We start from the raw sequence: 1,787 nt of genomic DNA, 5'->3' as shown, positions 1-1,787 counted from the left end.
TCATCTCCTTTGAATATGAACATTAGATCACATCTTTAACGGAATTGGTATAATAATGAAAATCCATAATAAGCTTTTTCTCATTTTACTGACCTTTAGTTTCTTATTAGTCACTGCACTGATTTTGCTTATCCAGTGGAGCATTGGCAAAGGGATGATAGAGTATGTGAATAGTAAAGAGGCTGAGGCTTTAACACCTGTTGTCACACAGTTAGAAAATGAATATAAAAAAAATAATGACTGGTCAAGCATACAAGGGCAACAAAAAAGATTTGCTGATTTATTGTTTTTATATTTAAAAGACAGTGAGTTTGTTGTTTCTCCACCTCATAGAGCGCCATTATCGCAACCAGAGCCTAATCTTGCATTAACACCTTTGCCACATCAGAGTTCATCTCCTTCATCTTTACAGCGTCCTCCTAGAGGGTTTCCCCCTGAACCAAGAGATAAAATTAATTACGTACTACTTGATAAAGATAATAAGGTAGTGGTGGGGGATTACCGACCTGAACAGGAATACAGTGAAATAGAAATAGTGGTTAATGAAGCGACAGTTGGGTTGTTAGCCGTTGCTAAACGTAAAAAAATTATCGATGGTTATGAATTAGACTTTATACAGAAACAACAGCATTATTTATGGGTTATTGCTTTAATGACAATGTTACTTGTCACCTTGATAACCTTTTTTTTGGCGCGTCATCTCGCAGAGCCGATTAAGCTGATCATCTCTGGTATGCACAAATTGACGCAAGGTGATTATCAACATCAAGTGACATTAAATAGGGAAGATGAGCTCGGAGAGTTAAGCCGAGACTTTAATGAGTTAGCCATGACCTTACACGAAAATGAAAGCGCTAGAAGACGTTGGCTAGCTAATATCTCACACGAATTACGCACACCTGTGGCGATTTTACGTGGTGAGTTAGAGGCGATGTTAGACAAAGTTAGACCACTCAACACTGACAATATAGCCTCAGCAAATGACGAAGTAAAACATCTACAAAGCTTAATCAATGACTTACAGTTATTAACCAGTGCTGATATTGGTGGCATGCATTACCGTAAAAAAAAGGTGTGCTTTAATCAATGGCTGGTTAAAGAAGTTGAAAAGCACCGAAGTTATTTAGCGTCAACAGGTATTTCCTTAGTGGTTAATATTGATCGTTCACTGCCTATCAATCTTTATGCTGATACCACAAGGTTATGCCAACTTTTTGAGAATATTATTAATAACTGTATTAAATATGCTGATGCAAGTGTCGTGAGTATTAGCTTAAAATTAGATAAAAATACAACAGATAACAAAATATTACTGATAATAGAGGATGATGGTGTTGGGGTTGCAACGGCGCATTTAAAACATTTATTTGAATACTTATACAGGGCAGATAGCGCTAGAAATCGTCAAACAGGTGGCTCTGGATTAGGGCTTTCTATTTGTGCACACATTGTTGCAGCTCACCAAGGGACGATAAGCGCTTCTCATGCGGCATTAGGTGGGTTAGCGATTAATATTGAACTACCGGTTATAAAATAAGGTTAAAGAGAGAATGAACAAGACCATTTTAATTGTTGAAGACGAGTTTAAATTAGCTAACTTATTAGTTGATTACTTTAATTTAACTGATTATGTACCGTATATCATCGATAACGGTGATGATGTTATCTCATGGGTTAAAGCACATTCGCCTTGCGCTATTTTATTGGACATTATGTTACCTGGAAAAGATGGTATTATACCAATTCCGTTAAAGATGTGATCTAATGTTCATATTCAAAGGAGATGA

At 36.5% G+C, this 1,787-nt stretch carries 2 protein-coding genes; both read left to right on the top strand.

Translation table 11 applies throughout. From position 1 onward, the window contains the following. Positions 1-55: 55 nt before the first annotated feature. A complete protein-coding gene (locus tag V6256_RS15070) occupies positions 56-1,537 on the top strand; it encodes an ATP-binding protein (RefSeq protein ID WP_341599090.1) in 1,482 nt (493 codons plus the stop codon). Between the two features lie 13 nt (positions 1,538-1,550). Beyond that, positions 1,551-1,760: a response regulator gene (locus V6256_RS15065; RefSeq protein ID WP_341599089.1), complete on the top strand. Its 210-nt coding sequence runs from the start codon at positions 1,551-1,553 to the stop codon at positions 1,758-1,760. Positions 1,761-1,787: the final 27 nt, after the last annotated feature.

The organism is Psychromonas aquatilis (assembly GCF_038155185.1).
GTDB classification, from domain to species: Bacteria; Pseudomonadota; Gammaproteobacteria; order Enterobacterales; family Psychromonadaceae; genus Psychromonas; species Psychromonas aquatilis.
This window is presented reverse-complemented; position numbering and strand designations above follow the sequence as displayed.

What these genes read in the sequence shown, in the direction of transcription:
- V6256_RS15070 (WP_341599090.1), top strand. Translation starts at nt 56, where the DNA reads ATGAAAATCCATAATAAGCTTTTTCTCATTTTACTGACCTTTAGTTTC.
- V6256_RS15065 (WP_341599089.1), top strand. Translation starts at nt 1,551, where the DNA reads ATGAACAAGACCATTTTAATTGTTGAAGACGAGTTTAAATTAGCTAAC.